Origin of the sequence: Streptomyces sp. NPDC007896 (assembly GCF_042959425.1) — a bacterium.
Taxonomy (GTDB): domain Bacteria; phylum Actinomycetota; class Actinomycetes; order Streptomycetales; family Streptomycetaceae; genus Streptomyces.
Genome location: NZ_JBIBKX010000028.1, coordinates 1 through 19804 on the forward strand (window position 1 = coordinate 1; position 19804 = coordinate 19804).

The window sequence follows — 19804 nt, forward strand, 5'->3', positions numbered from 1 at the left end:
TCAACTCGGAGAACGTCATCTACCTCGCCATGGCCATGCTGCTCCTACGGCGACTCGCAAGAGCGCCCCGCTGACCGGCTTTTCAGACGCCCTCTGGCTCCGCCGCAGCACGGGAAGGGGCCGACCGGCGTGGACGAACGTCGTCGCAGGGGTAGCGGCCTCTTTTCTGTGCCCTTTCTGTGAAACGCGGCAACCTCCTGCCCGGCGGCGACCACTGGAAAGCAAAACCGCTCGATCTTCCAGAACGGATGAGCAATGAGAAAGCAGCAAGCCCCACAGCACCGCCGACGCAGGCTTCGGCTGGCCGTGGGTACGCCGCTGGCGCTGATCGCCGCGGGCGTTCTCGCCTATGGCGCGGTCTTCGGGACGTTCGGCGGCGACGCCGAGCCTCACGCGGCAGCGGCGCCGGCCCCGGTACCCGGCGACGCGACGGCGGCCGTGGCCGCGATGCAGCCGGGCTGGAACCTGGGCAACAGCCTGGACGCCGGCCCCGAGGAGACAAGTTGGGGTCAGCCGCGCACCACCAAGGACCTGCTGGACTCGGTCCGCGCCCAGGGCTTCAAGAGCATCCGAATCCCCGTGACTTGGAGCGACCACCAGGGAGCAGCGCCGAACTACATCATCGACCCGGCGTACATGAGCCGGGTCAAGCAGGTCGTCGACTGGGCGATCGCCGACGGCCTCTACGTGGTCATCGACGTGCATCACGACTCCTGGAAGTGGACCAGCAAGATGTCCACCGACCACGACCAGGTCCTGGCCCGCTTCGACGCGACCTGGCTCCAGATATCCTCCGCGTTCCGGAACGAGCCCGCACAGCTGGTCTTCGAGAGCGTCAACGAGCCCCAGTTCGACAACGCCGACAACACCCGCAAGGCGCAGCTGCTCAACGAGCTGAACGCGTCCTTCCACAAGGTCGTGCGGGCTTCGGGCGGCAACAACAAGAACCGTCTGCTCATGTTGCCCACCGAGGTCTGCACCCCCGACCAGCGGCTGATGGACGGCCTGGTCACCACGATCAAGTCGCTGCACGACTCCCGGCTGATCGCGACCGTGCACTACTACGGCTACTTCCCGTTCAGCGTGAACGTCGCCGGCTCCACCCGCTTCGACGCGCAGGCCCGCGGCGACCTGGACACGACGTTCAAGCGGATGCGCGACACCTTCGTCTCCCAGGGCATCCCCGTCGTCCTCGGTGAGTACGGCCTGCTCGGCTACGACCACGGTCCCGGCGCGGTCGAACGCGGCGAGATGCTCAAGTACTTCGAGGCGCTCGGCCACGCCGCCCGCACCAACAAAGTCACTACCGTGCTGTGGGACAACGGCGCCTTCTACGACCGCGCCAAGCGCCGGTGGCAGGACACGGGGCTGTTCCGCCAGATGAAGTCGAGTTGGACGACGCGCTCGGCGACGGCCTCCACCGACCGCGTCTTCGTGACGAGGTCCGGCCGCGTCAAGGACCGTACGCTCACCCTGGACCTGAACGGCGCCACCTTCACAGGGCTCAAGCAGGGCACCACCAAGCTGGTCAACGGCCGGGACTACACCCTCTCGGGCAGCCGGCTCACCCTGAAGGCGGCCGCACTCACCCGGCTCGTCGGCGACCGCTCCCCCGGCGTCAACGGGACGCTCCAAGCCGGGTTCTCCCGGGGAGTGCCCTGGCGCATCCAGGTGGTCACCTACGACACCCCGGTGCAGACGGACACGACCGGTACGACGGCGTCGTTCGGCATCCCCACACAGTTCCGGGGTGACGCGCTGGCGACGATGCAGGCCACGTACGCCGACGGCAGCAACGCCGGCCCGACCAACTGGACTTCGTACCAGGAGTTCAACACGGCCTTCGCGCCGGACTACGCAAAGAAGACCATCCGCCTGACCCCCGCCTTCCTCGACGCGCTCAAGGACAACACGCGCGTCAACCTCACCTTCCACTTCTGGAGTGGCGCCACCGTGACGTACCACGTGACCAAGTCGGGAAGCACGGTGACCGGCACGACCTCCTGACTACGGCTCCAGCCGTATGGGGCGCCGACCGGGCACCGGGAGGCCCCACTGCCGCGACCACTGACCCGCCGCCCGACCTGGTGCTCAGCCGCAGGCGGAGAGCGCCAGGGCGGGCGCCGACGAACCGTCGGTCACTTCGCCGCAGTCACCGCCGCAGCGCAGGCCGAGCCGTTGAGGGTGTAGGAGCTCGGTGGAGCGGTGTTGCCGGTGTGGGTCGCCTGGAAGCCGATGTCGACCGACGCGCCTGGAGCGATGGTGGCGTTGTGGGCGACGTTCCTGGCCGTCACCTGGCCGAAGGCGGGCGAGTAGACCGCGTTCCAGCCGGAGGTGACGGTCTGGCCGTCGGGCAGGGTGAAGGCGAGGGACCAGCTGTCGATTGCGGTGGTGCCGGTGTTGGTGATGGTGATGTTCGACGTCAGGCCGGTGTTCCAGGCGCTGACGGTGCTGGTGACCCGGCAGGTCGCCGTCCCCGGCGGCGGGTTGGAGGTCTGGAACTGCGTGAAGAACTTCCAGACCTCCTGCGGCACCCAGGTCCTGGATCCGCTGTCACCCGCGGCCCCGTCCTGCGGAGCGGCGATGTGCCCTTCGTCGAACGCGGCCCAGACGACCGGATGCCCAGCCGAGCAACCCGAATAGGCGGTGACCCGGTGCGTGAGGCTGCCCTGCGCCGGCTCCGGCGGGTTCTGGGCGGTGCAGCCGTTGTTCCTGACGAACCTGTCCCGCAACGCCCGTCCGCCGGAGATGCCGAGGACGTTGTCCCTGAGGCCGTGCACCCCGAGGTAGGCGATGGGCTGGGTGCCACCGCTGCATCCGCTGAGCTGCCCGCCGCTCTGGACCGCGACCGCGCGGAAGACCGTCGCGCGGGAACAGGCCAGGGCGTACGACATGGCGGCTCCGTAGCTGAATCCCAGGGCGAAGCGCTGTGTCGTGTCGACGCACAGATCCGTCTCGATGCGCCTGATCATGTCGTCGACGAAGGTGACGTCCTCCCCACCGGCATTGGCCCAGCCGTTGTCGAGACCTTGGGGTGCGACGAAGATGGTGCTGTTGTTCGCCAGTCTCTGGAGCCCGTAATAGGCCCAGGTGCCCGTTTCCACGGTGCGACCGGTGGCGACGTCGGTAGAGGTGCCGCCCAGCCAGTGGAACCCGAAGACCAGCCGGTAGGCACGGTTGCGGTCGTAGCCGTCGGGGACGCGCAGGATGAAGTTCCGGTTCTTGCCGCCGCTCTGGATCGTGTGCGTTCCGCTCGTCAGGACGGGAGCCTTGCCGCACCCTGCGGTCGGGGCAGCGGCGTCGGCGGATGCGGCCGCCGTGGCGGAGACCGTGCGCTGGGTGTTCTCGCCCTGGCCGCGGCCCATCGCCGTGCCTCCCATGCTCAGGACGACCACCACCGCGACCACGGCGGACCATAAGAGGGATCTCGTCCTCGTCATCGTGAAACTCCCCTTCTGAAGCCGCGGTTGCTCACGCGCGGGTCCACTTCTGGTTGGCCTGGCCGTTGCAGGTCCGCAGCACCAACGGGGTCCCGTTCGCGGTGCCGGCCCGGTCGACGTCGAGGCACAGCCCGGCGTGGACGTTGCGGATCGACCCGTCGGAACCGGCGGACCACTTCTGGTTGTCCTGGCCGTTGCAGGGCCAGGTGATGACACGGGTGCCGTCGGTGGTGCCCTGGTCGTAGGCGTCCAGGCACTCGTCGCCGAAGACGCGGATCTCTCCGCCGGCCCACGTGGTCCACAGCTGGTTGGCGGCCGTATGACAGTCCCAGAGCAGTACTGTCGTCCCGGCGGCGGTGGAGGCGTTGTCCACGTCCACACAGCGGCCGGACCCGTTGCCGCGCAGCCGCGAGGTGGTGGCGGCCGGCGGGCTGCCACCACTCACCCGGAACACGGCCACGCCGTGCGCGGGGACGCTCGCCGAGATCTGCCCCGCGGTACTCGACGTGCCGCCGGTCGACAGATCGGTGAGGGTGAACGGCCCGCCGGACAGGCCGACTTGAGCTGCTGTCGTACTGACCGCCGCGGTGCTGCCTCCCCGGTTGAACAGGCCCACCGCTACCGAGCCGTCGGACAGCGGCTTGGCGAACACCTCGGTGCTGCCGTCGTCGCGCACCCTGCGCCCGCCCGCGCCCAGCTGATCCTGGTTCACCGCCAGCAGACGCGGGTTGCGCAGGATCGCGCTCACGTCGGCGGACATGGTGCGGATGTCGTTGCCGGCCATGAGCGGGGCAGCCAGCAGCGCCCACAGGGCGAAGTGCGAGCGGGACTCGGTCAGTGACAGGCCGGGACGGCCCACAACCAGCATGTCCGGGTCGTTCCAGTGCCCTGGACCCGACTGCGCCGCCAGTGGCACGGTGACGTCAAGGACGTTGCCGACGCCCATCGGATAGCTGTTGGTGTTGCCGTTCTGCCAGATGTCGAGCAGGTCCTCGGTCGTCCGCCACAGGTCGGCGACCTCGCCCCAGTTGTACGTGGCGCCGGTGATGGCGTGGAAGCTGTTGGGGTTGATGCTGTAGACGATCGGCCGCCCGGTGGCACGCAGTGCGTCGCGCATCACCGTGAACCGTGCGACCTGCTCGTCACGGGTGCCGCTGGAGGAACACCAGTCGTACTTGAGGTAGTCCACACCCCAGGCGGCGAACGTGGCGGCGTCCTGGGCTTCGTGCCCCCTGCTGCCCGTCGACCCGGGATAGGCGCCGCTGGTCTGCGCGCAGGTACGCTCGCCCGGCACCTGGTAGATGCCGAACTTCAGCCCCTTGCCGTGGATGTAGTCCCCTAGCGCCTTCATCCCGCTCGGGAACTTGGCCGCATTGGCCCGCAGGGTGCCCGCCGCGTCACGCTGCGGGTCGAACCAGCAGTCGTCGACCACCACGTACCGGTAACCGGCGTCCCGCATCCCCGAGGACACCATCGCGTCGGCGGCCTGGCGAACCTGCGCCTCCGTGACCCCGCACCCGAAGCTGTTCCAGCTGTTCCAGCCCAACGGTGGAGTGAGCGCCGGGCTGCCGGGCGCGGCCGAAGCAGTGGAGTGAGCGGACGCCGTCACGGACGCGGTGACCGTCAGCACGATGGTCGCGAGGAGGCGGAGCAGTCGTCCGCCTGGCCGTCTGGGCACCAAGGGCTCCTTCACGGAAGGGCGCCATGGGCGGGTGACACGAAAATCGATGTCACGTCCATGACACATGACAGAAGAGGGATGGGCAGTTCGAAATTTCGTGAGTCATTCGGAAACTAAGGCCTCACGGATACTAGGGAGGCCATCGAACATGTCAACACCCATCACCGCACTGCCTCCACGATCCGGCCATACAGGCTCAGGGAAAGTGGCACATCTGCACTACCCGGGCATCTGACCCGAGGCGACATGGGATCAATCTTCGAATGTTTCGAAGCCGCCAACGATTTGTGCGAGAGGTATTGACGGGGTTCACCGGCTCTCTATCATCCAGGGTGCTCGACAAGCCGATCCACGTTCGACATCTCGTATACGGAGCAGCCGCTCCTGGCGAACCAGCAGGGCACCTCCGGACAACTCCAACCGCCAACGGCTGGGCCACAGAAGGAGAACGCCACACGTGCAGATGTCATGGACTCATCAAGCTTTCTCCCGTCGACGCACGCTGACGGCCGCCACCGGCCTGGCCGCCGGTGCCCTGCTTCCTCCGACAGCGGCCCCCGGCACCGCCTCCACCCAAGTGCCGGCCCTCGAGACCGCGGCGGCCTTCACGAACCCGGTGATCTGGCAGGACCTCGCGGATATCGACGTCATCCGCGTCGGTGACACCTACTACGCCTCGGCCACGACGACGCACTACTCGCCGGGCGCACCCGTCCTGCGCTCGTACGACCTGGTCAACTGGGAGATCGCCGGCCACTCGGTGCCCGTCCTCGACTTCGGCGCCAAGTACGACCTGAACGGCGCCCGTGGCTACGTCCGGGGCATCTGGGCATCGTCGCTGGCCTACCGGCCGAGCAACCGGACTTTCTACAGGCTGGGCCAGATCGACTTCGCCCGGACGTACGTCTACACCGCCACCGCCGCCGAGGGGCCGTGGAACAGACTCACGACGATCAGCACCCCGTACTACGACGCGGGGCTGCTCGTCGACACCAACGACACCTTGTACGTGGCGTACGGCAACACCACCATCAGCGTGGCCCAGCTCTCACCCGACGGCCGCAACCAGGTGCGCACGCAAGAGGTGTTCACCGCACCGTCGAGTGTCGGCACCCTCGAGGGCTCCCGCTTCTACAAGATCAACGGGCAGTACTACATCTTCCTGACCCGACCCGCGAACGGGCAGTACATCCTGAAGTCGTCGAGCAGCCCCTTCGGCCCGTACACGATGCGGCAGGTCCTTCTCGACCTGCGCGGGCCGATCCCCGGCGGTGGCGTCCCGCACCAGGGCGGGCTGGTGCAGACGCGGAGCGGCGCCTGGTACTACCTGGCCTTCGTGGACGCCTACCCCGGCGGCCGGATGCCCGCCCTGGCGCCCATCACCTGGACCGCGGACGGCTGGCCCGTCGTGCAACTCGTCAACGGCGCATGGGGCACCTCGTATCCCAGCCCGGCCGTGCCCACTCCACCCCGCCAGGTCACCCCGATGATCGGCGTCGACACCTTCGACGGGACGACCCTCAAGCCCCGGTGGGAGTGGAACCACAACCCGGACAACACCAAATGGTCGCTCGACAACGGACTGACCCTGCGGACCGCGACCGTCACCAACGACCTGTACTGGGCCCGCAACACCCTCACCCACCGCATCCAAGGCCCGACCTCGACCGCCACGGTCCAGCTCGACCACACCACGATGCGCGACGGCGACCGCGCCGGACTGGCACTGCTGCGTGACTCCTCCGCCTGGATCGGCGTCAAGCGCGACGACGCTACGACGCGGCTGGTGATGGTCAACGGGCTGACCATGGACGGCAACTGGAACACCACCGGCTCCGGCACCGAGGCCGCGAGCGCGACCCTCTCCGGCAGCCGCGTCTGGCTGCGCGCGAACGCGGACATCCGCCCCGGCACCGGACGCCCCGGCACCTTGTCCTACAGCACCGACGGCACCACCTTCACCCGCCTCGGGCCCGCCTTCTCCCAGGACAACGACTGGCGGTTCTTCATGGGCTACCGCTTCGCCCTCTTCAACCACGCCACCCAGGCGCTCGGCGGCTCGGTGCGCATCGCGCGGTTCGAGCTGACCACGCCCTGAAGAGGTCCACCGATCGCACCACGCCCCCCACCCACCCCACAAGGAGAACTATGAACCCGCTGAAACGGCTCGGCTGTCGCCGAGCCTCGGTCCTGGGCCTGCTGGCCGCGACCGTCCTGGTGACACCCGGGACCGCGACCGGCGCGCCCGACGCCGTCCGGGCCTCGACCCTGGGCGCCCAGGCGGCCCAGTCCGGACGGTACTTCGGAACCGCCGTGGCCGCAGGCCGGCTCGGCGACGGCACGTACACCGGCATCCTGGACCGTGAGTTCAACTCGGTCACACCCGAGAACGAGATGAAGTGGGACACCACCGAACCATCCCGCGGCAACTTCAACTTCGGCCCCGCCGACCAGATCGTCAACCGCGCCATCGCGCACAGGCAGCGGATGCGCGGCCACACGCTCGTCTGGCACTCCCAACTGCCCAGTTGGGTCAGCTCCATCAGGGACGCGAACACTCTGCGCAGTGTGATGAACAATCACATCACCGCGGAGATGAACCACTTCAAGGGCAAGATCTACGCCTGGGACGTGGTCAACGAGGCGTTCGCCGACGGTGGCAGCGGCCAGCTCCGCAGCTCGGTCTTCCGGGACGTGCTGGGCGACGGCTTCCTGGAGCAGGCGTTCCGCACGGCTCGGTCGGCCGACCCGGCGGCCAAGCTCTGCTACAACGACTACAGCATCGAGGACTGGAACGCGGCCAAGACGCAGGGCGTCTACCGCATGGTGCGCGACTTCAAGTCCCGTGGCGTGCCCATCGACTGCGTCGGCTTCCAGTCCCACTTCGGCACCGGCGGACCGCCGGCCGGCTTCCAGACCACGCTGTCGAACTTCGCCGCCCTCGGCGTGGACGTCCAGATCACCGAACTGGACATCGCGCAGGCGCCGCCGACCGCGTACGCGAACACGGTCAGGGCCTGCATGAACGTCCCCCGCTGCACCGGCATCACGGCCTGGGGCATCCGAGACAGCGACTCGTGGCGCAGCGGCGAAAACCCCCTGCTGTTCGACCGCAACGGCAACAAGAAGCCGGCCTACAACGCGGCACTGACCGCGCTGGGCGGCACCCCCACCGCCGCGAGCGGATCAACGACCGCTCGGCGTACGGCAGTTCGCTCGGCCAAGTCCGCAGCCGCCCTGCCCTCCACCTTCACATGGAGCTCCAGCGGTGCGCTGATCTCGCCGAAGCCGGACGCGACCCACAACATCACCGGGATCAAGGACCCGACGGTCGTCTACTACAACGGCAAGTACCACGTGTTCGCGAGCACCGCGAACGCCTCCGGCTACAACCTGGTCTACCTGAACTTCAGCGACTGGTCGCAGGCGGGTTCGGCCACGCACCACTACCTGGACCGCACCGCCATCGGGTCCGGTTACCGGGCCGCGCCGCAGGTGTTCTACTACGCGCCGCAACGCCTGTGGTACCTCGTCTACCAGACCGGCAACGCGTCGTACTCCACCAACCCCGACATCAGCAACCCGAACGGCTGGAGCGCGCCGCGTAACTTCTACGCCTCGATGCCGGACATCATCCGGCAGAACATCGGCAACGGCTACTGGGTCGACATGTGGGTGATCTGCGACAACGCCAACTGCTACCTATTCTCCTCCGACGACAACGGGCATCTGTACCGCTCCCAGACGACCGTCGGCCAGTTCCCGAACGGGTTCACCAACACCGTCATCGCGGCCCAGGACTCCCACAGGTACGCCTTGTTCGAGGCGAGCAACGTCTACAAGGTGCAGGGCGCCAACCAGTACCTGCTGCTCGTCGAGGCCATCGGATCGGACGGCCGACGCTACTTCCGCTCCTGGACGACGAGCAGCCTCGCCGGCTCCTGGACACCCCTGGCCGCCACCGAGAGCAACCCGTTCGCACGGGCGAGCAACGTCACCTTCCCCACAGGCGCGTGGACCAAGGACATCAGCCACGGCGAAATGATCCGCGCCGGCTACGACCAGACACTCACCATTCCTGCCTGCCGACTCCAGTACCTCTACCAGGGCAAGGACCCCAACGCGAGCGGCGACTACAACAGCCTCCCGTGGCGGCTCGGCCTCCTCACCCAGACCAACTCCACCTGCTGACCGACCGTGCCGTGGGGAGCGCTTCCGGTGGGAGCGCTCCCCCATGCTCACCGCCGACCTTCGGACATATCCCTGTCAGAAAGCCGAGGTACTGTCATGCGCCGCAGACTCCTCGCTCTGGTGGCAGCGCTCTCCTCGCTGCCCCTGGCGCTCGCCACCGCACCGTCCGCCCACGCGGCCGACCCGACGACCATGACCAACGGGTTCTACGTGGATCCCGACTCCAGCGGGAAACGGTGGGTCGCCGCCAACCTCGGAGACGGCCGGGCGCCCGCGATCAACGCCTCCATCGCCAACACCCCGACAGCCCGCTGGTTCGGCTCCTGGAGCGGCACCATCGGCACGGCCACCGGCGCGTACGTGGGCGCCGCCGACTACTGGGACAAGCTGCCCATCCTCGTCGCCTACAACATCTACAACCGCGACTACTGCGGCGGGCACTCCGCGGGCGGAGCCTCTTCGCCGTCCGGCTACGCGAACTGGATCGCCCAGTTCGCGGGCGGGATCGCGGGCCGCCCGGCCGTCGTCATCCTCGAACCGGACTCCCTCGGGGACTACGGCTGCATGACCCAGGCCCAGGTCGACGAACGCGAGGGGATGCTCACCGGCGCGCTCGCCGAGTTCAATCGCCAGGCTCCCAACACCTGGGTCTATCTCGACGGCGGCAACCCGGCCTGGGCGAGCGCGGCGACCATGGCCCGGCGCCTCCACGAAGCCGGCCTCCGACAGGCCCACGGCTTCTCGCTCAACGTCTCCAACTACCTGACCACGGCCGAGAACACCGCGTACGGCAACGCCGTGAACAGTGAACTGGGCGCCCGGTACGGCTACACCAAGCCGTTCGTCGTGGACACCAGCCGCAACGGCAACGGCTCCAACGGCCAGTGGTGCAACCCCTCAGGTCGCCGTATCGGCACCCCCACCCGGGTGGGCGGAGGCGCCGAGATGCTCCTGTGGATCAAGGTCCCGGGCGAGTCCGACGGCAACTGTGGCGCCGGAACCGGCTCCTCGGCCGGACAGTTCCTGCCCGAGGTCGCCTACAAGATGATCTACGGCTACTGAACGGAGGTGTGTTTCCACTACCGGGGCGGGTCGGAGCACTTCTACGTCTATCCGAACAGGCGTCGCTGAATCTCCCGCCGGTAGTCCTCGAGCGTCCTGTCGAGGTGTGTCGCCGTGGCCTCGGCCGCCTCGTCGGGCCGGCCGTCGCGAATGGCCCGGTAGATCACCTCGTGCTCCACGACCGCGGACTCGGTTCCTTCACCGAGCGTGTCGTGGATCCCGATCGCGCTGGACTGCCGCTGCAGTCGGCGCGCGTCACGCGACGACGATCACCATCGGTCTCCTCAGTGGCGCCTTCCGTCTGGTCAATCGCAGAAGCGGCAAGGTGCTCGACATCAAGGACGGGTCGACGGCCGACGGGGCCGCGGCCATCGTGTGGGCGTGGTCGGGCGGCACGAACCAGCAATGGAGGTTCCAGCCCAACCGCGACGGATCCTTCCGCCTGGTGAGCGTGAAGAGCGGGAAGGTCCTTGAGTCCCCCGGCGGGTCGACCACCAAGGGGCAGGTGCTCGACCAGTGGACAGACAACTCGGCGGCTCACCAGTGGTGGAAGGTCGTCCCCACGAGCGGTGGCTACTACCGCCTGGTCAACGTCAAGGGCGGCCTGTGCGCGGACGCGGAGAACGGCGCCACCGCCGACGGCACCCGCATCATCCAGTGGTCCACCGACGGCGGCTCCAACCAGGAGTGGCAGATCGTCGCGGTCTGAGCCACTGGGCAGGGAGCGGGGTGGGGTTGCCTCAGCTCCTCGCTCCCCTGCCACTGTCGCACTCGCCAGGACGGCCACAGTCGGCCGCCCTCCCGGTTTTGTCACCGCTGTGCCACAGCGCGTCCAGCGCCTCGTCGTTGGTGAGAGGTCGATGGTCTCCGGCGGGCTGGTGGGGAGGTCGCCGCCCATCATCAGCGGGAAACGCGAGATCAGCCACAGGGCTGCGCTCTGTCAGAGACCCATCGGGCCATGCGGGCGAACTGGGCTTCGACGCCCTCCCACCGGTCCCACAGGCTGCCGTGTCGGGTACGGGGGTTCCGAGCGTCACTGCTGTGACGTTCGGCCGGTCGGGCAGGCGGCGGGGGTCCGCCCCGTAGCCGGTGCGGCCCAGGGTGATGGGCGGGAGCGGTCCGTATCGTGTTCCGACGGCACGCAGCAGTGCCGCATCGGTGGGTGTCACCGTCTCCCCGGGCAGGTCGCTGCCCGTGACGGCTGCTCCGGCCGACAGCGCGAGGGTTGCCGGTGCCGTGCAGGTAAGCACGCCGTGCGCGGAGTTCACCCGGCCCCGGCCGAGCGGGAGCGGTGCGCGACGACCTCGGTGACGCCCAGGGCGTGCAGGGCGGCGGTGCCGGAGATGTCGACGAGCATGTGTTGGCCGCCCGGTTCGTGCAGATGAACGGTGGCCTCGTCCGCGTCGTGCGGCCTGCCCTCGGCCACAGCGGCCACAGCGGTCACGGCGGCCGGTGGCCGGTGGCGGGCAGCGGCCGCCCGTCAGTTCCGCGCTGCCGTTCCGAAGGGGAGGGGTTCGCCGGAGCGCAGGTATTCCCTCAGCCACCGCTCGGTGTTGCTCACGTGCAGCAGTGCGGCGGCCTGGCTGAGGGCGGAGTCACGGGTGGACAGCGCGTTGAAGATCGCCTCGTGCTCGGCGAGGGTGCGGCCCGCGGCCTGAGTGTCGATCAGGCCGCGCCAGATGCGGGCGCGCAGGGTGCGGCCGGAGATTCCTTCGAGGAGGGTGAGGAGGGTTTCGTTGCCCGTGGCCGAGATGACGGCGCGGTGGAAGGCGGCGTCGTGGGCGTTGAGTTGTCCGACGTCGTCGCGGGCCTCGCGCATGGCGTCCAAGTGTCGCTTCACCTCGGCCAGTTGGTCGTCGGAGATCCGGGTGGCGGCAAGGGCCGTGGCGATCGGTTCGAGGAGCCGGCGTACCTCCATGAGGTCCTGCAGGGCGACCGAGTCGCCCTGCAGCAGTTCCACCGCGCCGCCGAGCCCCTCCAGCAGCAGGCTCGGCTGGAGGCTGGTCACATACGTGCCGTCGCCCCGCCGGACCTCCAGGACCCGTGCGACGGCCAGCGCCTTGACCGCTTCGCGGGCGAGGTTGCGGGACAGCCCCAGCTGTGCGGCCAGGTCCGGCTCCGGCGGGAGCTTCGAGCCGGGTGGCAGGGCACCGGTCCGGATCAGCTCACGGATCCGCTCGATGGCCTTGTCCGTCAGAGACACCGCTACTCCCTACCCCGACCGCGCTCAGCGGGTACGTCCGACCTGATCAGCCCTTGAGCACGGAGATCATCCCAGAGACCGTCAGGGATGTGCTGATCATGGAGTTCCACGTTTCGTCCGACCTGTTCCGGAGTCCGCATGCCGAGGGTGACGTTGATGATACTGGGATGCGTGTGCGGGAACGCCATGGCGGCGGCGGGCAGGGTGGTGCCGTGCGTCGCGCAGACCTGGGCGATCGCCAGGGCCCGTGCGACGAGTTCCGGTGGGGCGTCCTGGTAGTCGTACTTCATGCCCTTGGCGGGCCGGTCGAGGGAGAGCAGTCCGGAGTTGAAGACGCCGACCGCCACGACGCTCTTGCCGTGTTCCTGTGCGGCGGGCAGGACGTCGTCCAGGCCGGACTGGTCCAGGAGGGTGTAGCGGCCGGCGAGCATCACTACGTCGGCGGCGGTCTCGCGCAGGAAGCGGGCGAGCATGGCCGACTGGTTCATGCCGGCGCCGATCGCGCCGATCACGCCCTGGTCGCGGAGGTCGGCGAGAGTGGGCATGGCCTCCTGGGCGGCCTGCTGCCAGTGGTCGTCCGGATCATGCAGGTAGACGATGTCCAGTCGGTCCAGGCCGGTGCGCTCCAGCGTGTCCTCGATGGAGCGGAGCACGCCGTCCCGGCTGAAGTCCCATTGGCGGCGCAGGTCGTCGCGGACGACGAAGCCCTCGGTGTCGACGCCGTGTGGCTCCTCGTTGGGCACCAGCAGCCTGCCCACCTTGGAGGAGATGACGTACTCGTCGCGCGGGCGGCCTCGCAGGGCGGCCCCGAGGCGTTGTTCGGAGAGGCCAAGGCCGTAGTGCGGTGCGGTGTCGAAGTAGCGGATGCCCGCATCCCAAGCCGCGTCGACGGCGGCCGTCGCATCGTCCACCGGGGTGACGCGATACAGGTTGCCGATCACGGACGCCCCGAAGCCGAGTTCGGTGAGTGAGACGGATGTGTCCTGGATCTTCTGCTGGTGCAAGACGTGCTCCTGGAATACGGGTGAGGGGCGCCGGTCAGCGACTGACGTGGGCTGATCCGCCCGCGATGAGCGCCTCGACCTCGGCGAGCGAAGCCATGGAGACATCGCCGGGCGTGGTCATGGTGAGCGCGCCGTGGGCGGTGCCGTAGGCCAGGGCGCGCTCCAGGCCGGTGTCGCTGAGCAGTCCGTGGATCAGGCCGGCGGCGAAGCCGTCACCGGAGCCGATGCGGTCCAGAACCTGCAGGCCGGGCATCCGAGGGCCGGTGACGAAGCCGGTTTCGGCGGACCAGCCGGCCGAGGACCAGTCGTTGACCCCGGCGGAGGGCACCTCGCGCAGGGTCGTCGCCAGCACCTTCGCCTCGGGCAGCAGGCCGGCCACCTCGGCGAGCGCGTCCGCCACCTCGTCGGCCCCGACGCGCGCCTGTCCCGGATACGTCCCGGCCAGGCCTAGGGCGCCCACCACGACGTCGGCCTGCCGGGCCAGCCGCAGGTCGACCTCGCGGGCGGCGTCGGCGCCGCCCCGGCCGGCCCAGAGGCTGGGACGGTAATTGGGGTCGTAGGAGACCGTGACGCGATGGCGGCGCGCCGCGGCCATGGCCTCGTCCGCGACATCCGGTGTGGTGTCCGACAGGCCGGCGAAGATGCCGCCGGTGTGGAACCAGCGCACCCCGGCGGAGAACACGGCGTCCCAGTCGACGTCCCCTTTGCGCAGCTGGGAGACGGCGGTGTGGGCGCGGTCACTGACACCGAGGGCGCCGCGGATGCCGTAGCCGCGTTCGACGAAGTTCAGCCCGTTGCGGGCGCTGCGGCCGATCCCGTCGTCGGGCACCCAGCGGATCAGCGAGGTGTCGACGCCGCCCTGGAGGATCAGGTCCTCGACGAGCCGGCCCACCGCGTTGTCGGCCAGCGCGGTAACGACGGCTGCCCGCAGGCCGAAGCAGCGGCGCAGTCCGCGCACCACGTTGTACTCGCCGCCGCCCTCCCAGACCTGGAAGGAGCGGGCGGTTCGGATCCGTCCCTCGCCCGGATCGAAGCGCAGCATCACCTCGCCCAGGGCCACCACGTCGATCACGTCATGCTCCTCTCGACGGCCTCGACGGCCTCGACGGCCTCGACGGTCAGTCGGCGGATGTCCTTGTAGTCGCCGCGCTCCAGGTGGGCGGAGGTGGCCATCCAGCTGCCGCCGACGGCGAGGACCACCGGGTCGGCGAGGTAGGCGGCCAGGCGGAAGGCGTCGATCCCTCCGGTTGGTACGAAGCGCATTCCGGGGAAGGGCGCTGCGAGCGCTCGCAGCGTCCGCAGGCCGCCGAGCGCCTCGGCAGGGAACAGCTTGACGGTGTCGAGGCCGGCGCGCAGGGCATGCATCAGCTCGGTGGCGGTGGCGATGCCGGGCACCACGGGCACCCCCAGCTCCCGGCACTTCGCGACGACGTCCTCGTCGAAACCGGGCGAGACCACGAAGCGGGCCCCGGCCGCCACGGCCCGCTCCGCCTGCTCGGGCGTGAGGACCGTGCCGGCGCCGACGGCCAGGCCACCGTGGGCGGCCATGGCCTTGAGCACCCGCTCGGCGCCCGGGGTACGGAAGGTGACCTCGGCGCACCGGGCACCGCCCGCCGCGAGAGCGTCGGCCAGTGGGCCGGCCATCGCGGTGGACGGCACGGTCAGCACCGGAAGGAGACGGCAGCCGTTCAGCACGGAGGCAAAGCCGGCGGTCATCGGCCGAGCCATCCGCCGTCGACGGGCAGGACGACACCGTGGACGTAGGCGGCGGCGTCCGAGGCGAGGAAGACGGTGGCGCCCGCGAGGTCGTCGGCGTTGCCCCAGCGTCCGGCCGGGATGCGGTCCAGGATCGCTTTGCTGCGCACCGGGTCGTCCTGCAGTGCCTGGGTGTTGTCGGTGGCGATGTAGCCGGGCGCGAGGGCGTTGACATTCACGCCGTGCGGCGCCCACTCGTTGGCCAGCGCCTTGGTCAGTCCGGCGATGCCGTGCTTGGCGGCGGTGTAGCCGGGAACGGTGATGCCGCCCTGGAAACTGAGCAGCGACGCCGTGAAAATGACCTTCCCCCGGCCGCGGGCCACCATCGCGGCGCCGACCGTCCGGGTCAGCGCGAACTGCGCACTCAGGTTGACCTGGAGTACCAACTCCCAGTCCGCGTCACTGTGTTCGGCGGCCGGGGCGCGGCGGATGGTGCCCGCGTTGTTGACCAGGATGTCCACCGGCCGCTCCCGCCCGGCCAGGTCCGTACCCAGAGCCCGTACGGCTTCGGGGTCGGCGAAATCGGCGCGGACCGCCTCGAAGGTACGGCCCGCGGCCAGGACGTCCTTCTCCACCGCACTGCCGGACTCCTCCAGCGACGCACTGACGCCGATGACGTCCGCGCCGGCCGCCGCGAGCGCGCGGGCCATGGCCCGGCCGATGCCGCGCCGCGCCCCGGTGACGACAGCGAGTTTCCCGGTGAGGTCGAAGACGGTCATACGGCCACTCCCTCGGTGTCGCCGGTGCAGTCCACGAGGATCTTCATCACGTCACTGCCGCCCTCCAGCGCCTCGAACGCGGCGCGCGCCTCGGTGAGCGGCACGACCTTGCTGATCAGCCGCCCGGCCGGAATCGTGCCGTCCGCCACGAGTGTCACCGCCCGCTCGAAGTCCGAGCGGTCATACAACCGGGCGCCGATGAGGGTGAGTTCGCGCCAGAAGAAGCGATGCAGATTCACCTCGCGGGGCCGGGGGTGGATAGCCACGAGGCACAACCGGCCGCGCACTCCCAGCACGTCGACCGCGGTGTCCACGCCGCCCGCCGCGCCGGACACCTCGAAGGCGACATCCGCGCCCGCGTCCCCCGTCCACTGCTGCACGAGCGCCGACACGTCGTCGTCAGCCGGGTCCCACGCCGTCAGCCCCAACTCCTCGGCCAGCAGCCGACGGTGGGCACTCAGCTCCACCACCCTGACCTCGGCCCCCGTGGCCCGCGCGACCAGCGCGATGAGGATGCCGACCGGACCACCGCCGACCACCACGACCTTCTCGCCCTCGGTGACCTTCGCCCGGCCCACGTCGTGCACGGCGACGGCGGTGGGCTCGACGAGCGCGGCCAGGTCCAGGGGAAGGGTGTCGGGCAGCCGGATGAGGGTGGAGGCGGGCACGGTCCACCGCTGCTGCATCGCGCCCGGGGAGTCGATGCCGATGAAGTCCAGGTGCTGGCAGATGTGCTGATGACCCGCGAGACAGGCCGGGCAGGTGTCGTCCCAGCGCAACGGCATCACCGTGACCGCGTCACCGGGCCGCCAGCCCTCCACACCCGGACCGACGCGTACGACGCGGCCGGACATCTCGTGTCCCAGAACGGCGGGCGCGGCGACCCGGGCGTCCATGTCGCCGTGGAAGATGTGCAGATCAGTACCGCAGATACCGACAAAGGCGGGAGCCAGCTCCACCTCACCCGGACCGGGAGAGGAGGGTTCGGCGGGAGCGGTGTCCAGGGTGCGGGCGGAAATGTAACGGACGGCAAGTGTCATCGTGTCGTCAGGGTCCCTTCAGCGCGGACGCCGATGGTCAGCAGCAGGTTGGCGTAGGTACGGGTGTCGGCGGTGACGATCGCCAGCGCCAGGTCGGGCGAGCGGGCGGCGTCGTAGAACTCGAAGCGGCCGAGCGTGTCGAACGGGACGGGCGCCGGCATCGAGCGGTACTCGGCGATGGCGGGCGGTTCCGACTCGCCCTCGGGCGGCACCATGACGTGGGCAGCCTCGACGGGCAGGGCGCGCAGCAGGACGTCGAGCACGGTGGTGACGTCGAGCAGACCGGGGGCCAGGTTGAGGTGCACGATCCTGGCGCGCTCGCCGGTGGCGGTGCTCGCGGGGTAGTGGCCGTCGGCGAGCAGGACGCGGGCGCCGTGGCCGGCTCCGGCCAGGGCTTCGAGGATCCCGGGGTGCAGCAGTTCCGTCAGGAGCACAGTGTCCCCTCCTTCGTCGGGGCGGGGGTCAGGTGGTAGAAGGCGGTCGCGGTGCCGGCGAGGACCGCGTGGATCTCGGGGCCGGAGCAGCCGTCCAGGAGTTCCTCGACGGTGGCGGCCCAGCGGTTCCATCCGCCGGCGAGGACGCAGACCGGCCAGTCGGAGCCGAACATCAGCCGGTCGGGGCCAAAAGCGGAGAGCAGGACGTCCCAGGCCGGGCGGATGTCGTCGACGGTCCACTTCTCGTGGTCGGCCTCCGTGACCAGGCCCGACACCTTGCAGCGGACCTGGGCATGCCTGGCCAGGGCCCGCACCTGCCGTGCCCAGTCGGTCAGTTCTCGCCGTGCGAGGGACGGCTTGCCCGCATGGTGCAGGACGAGCGGCAGCTCCGCGAGCCGCTCCGCGAGGCGAATCGCCCGCGGGAGCTGGTGGCTGCGGATCAGCTCGTCGTATCCGAGCCCGCGCTCTCCGACCGCCCGCAACCCGCGCTCCACGTCGGGTCGTTGGAGCCAGTGCGAGTCCGATTCACCCTGCACGATGTGGCGTACGGCCCTCAGGTACCGGCCGGCGGACCCTGTCCGCAGGTCGTCGAGGACGTCGCCGATCGCGGGGGATGTCAGGTCCGCCCAGCCGACGACCGCGCCGATCAGCGGGTCCCTTTCGGCCAGAGCGAGGAGGTCGCGGGTCTCGGGCACGGACGTGACGCACTGGACGACCACCGTGCTCGTCAGCCGCCGTCCGGCGATCGGCCGGGTCGCGGCCGAGCGCAGGGCGAGCGAGCTGAAGCTGCGGCGGATCGGCTCATGGCCGGGTTCGTCCAGCCAGGGCTGCGGCCGCAGGTCCAGGTCCCAGACGTGGTGGTGGGCGTCGACGAGGGCCTGACCGTCAGACACGGGCGGTCCAGACGGGGCCGTCGGGGTAGACGTACTCCTTGAGGGATTCGGGGTGCATCTGCGCGCTCAGCCCCGGCAGCGTCGGCGCCAGGTAGTGGCCATGGACGATGCGCACCGGGTCGACGAAGTGCTCGTGCAGGTGGTCGACGTACTCGATGACGCGGTCCTCGGTCGTACCGGAGACGGCGACGTAGTCGAACATCGACAGGTGCTGGACCATCTCGCACAGGCCGACGCCGCCGGCGTGCGGGCAGACGGGGATGCCGAACTTGGCGGCGAGCAGCAGGATCGCGATGTTCTCATTGACGCCGCCGACCCGTGCGGAGTCGATCTGCACGATGTCCACCGCGCCGGCCTGGAGGAGCTGCTTGAAGACGACCCGGTTGGCGATGTGCTCGCCGGTGGCGACCTTGATGGGGCGGACGGCCTTGCGCACGGTGGCGTGGCCGAGGATGTCGTCGGGTGAGGTGGGCTCCTCGATCCAGTACGGCCGGTAGGGGGCCAGGGCGCGCATCCAGTCGATGGCGGGCTGGACGTCCCATCTCTGGTTGGCGTCGACGGCGATGCGGATGTCGTCACCGACCGTCTCGCGGGCGGTGCGCATGCGGCGTACGTCGTCCTCCAGGTCTGCGCCGACCTTCAGCTTGATCTGGGTGAAGCCGTCGGCGACCGCCTCGCGGGCCAGGCGGGACAGCTTCTCGTCGGAGTAGCCGAGCCAGCCGGGGGTGGTCGTGTAGGCGGGATAGCCCTGGTCGAGCAGCCGGCCGACGCGGTGCTCGCGGCCGGGCGCGGCGCGGCGCAGGATCTCCAGGGCCTCCTCGGGGGTGAGGGCGTCGCTGAGCCAGCGGAAGTCGACCTGGGCGACCAGCTCCTCCGGCGACATCTCGCCGAGGAACCGCCACACCGGCTTGCCCGCGCGCTTGGCGGCCAGGTCCCAGGCGGCGTTGACGACCGCGCCGGTCGCCATGTGGATGGCGCCCTTCTCCGGCCCCAGCCAGCGCAGTTGGGGGTCGTGGACCAGGGAGCGGGAGAAGGCGCCGAGGTCGGAGCAGACCTCCTCGACGGACAGGCCGACCACGTGCGGGGCGAGGGCCGCGATGGCGGCGGCCTGAACGTCGTTGCCGCGTCCGGTGGTGAAGGCGAGGGCGTGGCCCTCCAGTCCGTCGGTGGAGTCGGTGCGCAGGACGACATAGGCGGCGGAGTAGTCGGGTTCGGGGTTCATCGCGTCCGACCCGTCCAGGTGCTCGGACGTCGGGAAGCGCACGTCGAGGACGTCCAGGGCGGTGATGCGGGCAGAAGCCGGGGAAGCGGGCAGGGCGGATGACATGGCGGCAACTCCTGTGAAAGCAGGGGCAATACGGGCCCTTGCGACGTGAAATGGG

General features: G+C 69.7%; 16 protein-coding genes and 2 pseudogenes. 5 read left to right on the forward strand and 13 right to left on the reverse strand.

Going from position 1 to position 19804, the window contains the following annotated elements; all coding sequences use genetic code 11:
• Window positions 1–255: 255 nt before the first annotated feature.
• Window positions 256–2007 (forward strand): cellulase family glycosylhydrolase, encoded by a 1752-nt coding sequence (locus ACFZDJ_RS50460; protein ID WP_391069679.1) that lies wholly within the window; start codon window positions 256–258, stop codon window positions 2005–2007.
• 131 nt (window positions 2008–2138) lie between these two features.
• Here ACFZDJ_RS50460 and ACFZDJ_RS50465 read toward each other — a convergent pair whose 3' ends face one another.
• Together ACFZDJ_RS50465 and ACFZDJ_RS50470 are read right to left on the reverse strand one after the other, a co-directional pair.
• Complete coding sequence (locus ACFZDJ_RS50465) at window positions 2139–3440, reverse strand: cellulose binding domain-containing protein (RefSeq protein WP_391069681.1); 1302 nt, start codon at window positions 3438–3440, stop codon at window positions 2139–2141.
• 31 nt (window positions 3441–3471) lie between these two features.
• On the reverse strand, window positions 3472–5118 hold the full coding sequence (locus ACFZDJ_RS50470; protein ID WP_391069683.1) for a ricin-type beta-trefoil lectin domain protein: 1647 nt from the start codon (window positions 5116–5118) through the stop codon (window positions 3472–3474).
• A 466-nt stretch (window positions 5119–5584) separates the two neighbouring features.
• Between ACFZDJ_RS50470 and ACFZDJ_RS50475 the strand changes: the two genes are divergently transcribed.
• The 3 genes from ACFZDJ_RS50475 (at window position 5585) to ACFZDJ_RS50485 (ending at window position 10374) form a co-directional block, all read left to right on the forward strand.
• Window positions 5585–7219, forward strand: coding sequence for a family 43 glycosylhydrolase (locus ACFZDJ_RS50475; protein WP_391069810.1), 1635 nt, complete (start codon window positions 5585–5587; stop codon window positions 7217–7219).
• A 50-nt stretch (window positions 7220–7269) separates the two neighbouring features.
• Window positions 7270–9312, forward strand: a complete 2043-nt coding sequence (locus tag ACFZDJ_RS50480; protein WP_391069685.1) for a non-reducing end alpha-L-arabinofuranosidase family hydrolase — start codon at window positions 7270–7272, stop codon at window positions 9310–9312.
• A gap of 96 nt (window positions 9313–9408) precedes the next feature.
• A complete protein-coding gene (locus tag ACFZDJ_RS50485) occupies window positions 9409–10374 on the forward strand; it encodes a glycoside hydrolase family 6 protein (RefSeq protein WP_391069687.1) in 966 nt (321 codons plus the stop codon).
• Window positions 10375–10421: 47 nt separating this feature from the next.
• Here ACFZDJ_RS50485 and ACFZDJ_RS50490 read toward each other — a convergent pair.
• Window positions 10422–10643: pseudogene (locus tag ACFZDJ_RS50490) on the reverse strand (FCD domain-containing protein); the annotation flags it as partial.
• Between the two features lie 5 nt (window positions 10644–10648).
• Between ACFZDJ_RS50490 and ACFZDJ_RS50495 the strand changes: the two are divergent.
• Window positions 10649–11083 carry an RICIN domain-containing protein gene (locus ACFZDJ_RS50495; protein ID WP_391069812.1) on the forward strand — a complete coding sequence of 145 codons (435 nt, stop codon included), beginning with the start codon at window positions 10649–10651 and terminating at the stop codon, window positions 11081–11083.
• Between the two features lie 31 nt (window positions 11084–11114).
• Here ACFZDJ_RS50495 and larC read toward each other — a convergent pair.
• The 10 genes and pseudogenes from larC to ACFZDJ_RS50545 form a co-directional block, all read right to left on the reverse strand.
• A pseudogene (gene larC / locus ACFZDJ_RS50500) lies at window positions 11115–11818 on the reverse strand (nickel insertion protein).
• A gap of 36 nt (window positions 11819–11854) precedes the next feature.
• Window positions 11855–12577, reverse strand: a complete 723-nt coding sequence (locus ACFZDJ_RS50505) for an FCD domain-containing protein (RefSeq protein ID WP_390939062.1) — start codon at window positions 12575–12577, stop codon at window positions 11855–11857.
• Window positions 12578–12579: 2 nt separating this feature from the next.
• Window positions 12580–13581, reverse strand: coding sequence for an aldo/keto reductase (locus tag ACFZDJ_RS50510; RefSeq protein ID WP_391069689.1), 1002 nt, complete (start codon window positions 13579–13581; stop codon window positions 12580–12582).
• Between the two features lie 34 nt (window positions 13582–13615).
• On the reverse strand, window positions 13616–14653 hold the full coding sequence (locus ACFZDJ_RS50515) for a PfkB family carbohydrate kinase (RefSeq protein WP_391069691.1): 1038 nt from the start codon (window positions 14651–14653) through the stop codon (window positions 13616–13618).
• Window positions 14650–15297, reverse strand: a complete 648-nt coding sequence (locus ACFZDJ_RS50520) for a bifunctional 4-hydroxy-2-oxoglutarate aldolase/2-dehydro-3-deoxy-phosphogluconate aldolase (protein ID WP_391069693.1) — start codon at window positions 15295–15297, stop codon at window positions 14650–14652. The genes ACFZDJ_RS50515 and ACFZDJ_RS50520 overlap by 4 nt, the downstream gene beginning before the upstream one ends.
• On the reverse strand, window positions 15294–16055 hold the full coding sequence (locus tag ACFZDJ_RS50525) for an SDR family NAD(P)-dependent oxidoreductase (protein ID WP_391069694.1): 762 nt from the start codon (window positions 16053–16055) through the stop codon (window positions 15294–15296). Before ACFZDJ_RS50525 ends, ACFZDJ_RS50520 begins: the two co-directional genes overlap by 4 nt.
• Window positions 16052–17095, reverse strand: coding sequence for an alcohol dehydrogenase catalytic domain-containing protein (locus ACFZDJ_RS50530; protein WP_391069696.1), 1044 nt, complete (start codon window positions 17093–17095; stop codon window positions 16052–16054). The genes ACFZDJ_RS50525 and ACFZDJ_RS50530 overlap by 4 nt, the downstream gene beginning before the upstream one ends.
• Window positions 17092–17529, reverse strand: a complete 438-nt coding sequence (locus ACFZDJ_RS50535; RefSeq protein WP_391069698.1) for an RbsD/FucU domain-containing protein — start codon at window positions 17527–17529, stop codon at window positions 17092–17094. Before ACFZDJ_RS50535 ends, ACFZDJ_RS50530 begins: the two co-directional genes overlap by 4 nt.
• Window positions 17520–18422, reverse strand: a complete 903-nt coding sequence (locus tag ACFZDJ_RS50540) for an amidohydrolase family protein (RefSeq protein ID WP_391069700.1) — start codon at window positions 18420–18422, stop codon at window positions 17520–17522. The genes ACFZDJ_RS50535 and ACFZDJ_RS50540 overlap by 10 nt, the downstream gene beginning before the upstream one ends.
• Complete coding sequence (locus tag ACFZDJ_RS50545) at window positions 18415–19749, reverse strand: enolase C-terminal domain-like protein (protein WP_390939078.1); 1335 nt, start codon at window positions 19747–19749, stop codon at window positions 18415–18417. Before ACFZDJ_RS50545 ends, ACFZDJ_RS50540 begins: the two co-directional genes overlap by 8 nt.
• Window positions 19750–19804: the final 55 nt, after the last annotated feature.